This window comes from Oleiphilus sp. HI0132, assembly GCF_001635845.1.
Map to the genome: position 1 here is coordinate 1 of NZ_LWGJ01000680.1, position 505 is coordinate 505.

The 505-nt window shown below is 40.4% G+C and carries 1 protein-coding gene; it reads right to left on the reverse strand.

What is annotated here, in order from left to right; all coding sequences use genetic code 11:
* Window positions 1-74: 74 nt before the first annotated feature.
* Window positions 75-332: a type II toxin-antitoxin system Phd/YefM family antitoxin gene (locus tag A3766_RS08165; RefSeq protein WP_068507610.1), complete on the reverse strand. Its 258-nt coding sequence runs from the start codon at window positions 330-332 to the stop codon at window positions 75-77.
* Between the last annotated feature and the right edge of the window lie 173 nt (window positions 333-505).

Consider the following 505-nt stretch of genomic DNA (forward strand, 5'->3'; position numbering starts at 1 on the left):
CGCAGCGTACGGATTACTAACTTCAATATAATCTGCAATATCGTTCAGATTAATTAATGCTGGCTCAGTCCAGATTATTTGAGCCATTTACTCATCTTCTCTTTAGCTTGCGACATGTCCATTGTTCGACCTTCACGGATTGCCTGTTCGCCTTTCGCGATACCTTCCAGGATTTTCATCCGATCTACCATCAACTCATAATCAGCCACATCAACCAAATAGGCTGATGGCTGGCCATGTTCAGTTATAAGAATAGGTTCTTTTGACTCATGCAGATCTGCAAGCAGTTTCGTTGCTTGTCTCTTTAATGTAGTAACGACTTCAGTTCTCATAGTGACACCTTATATTAAAATGTATCACTATAGTATCACTCGAAATCAAAAAAAACTAACGCCTTATGCAGAGGCGAGTGAAACGAGTCCAGCCCACGGCCCTTTGTGGGCGTTCTTTGATTGCCTTGTTAAGGCTTTTAATTTATATTGTACGGTAATTCCGTACATTTAAT

Excerpts from the sequence above, each read along its gene's own strand:
- A3766_RS08165 (WP_068507610.1), bottom strand. The coding sequence starts at position 332 with ATGAGAACTGAAGTCGTTACTACATTAAAGAGACAAGCAACGAAACTG.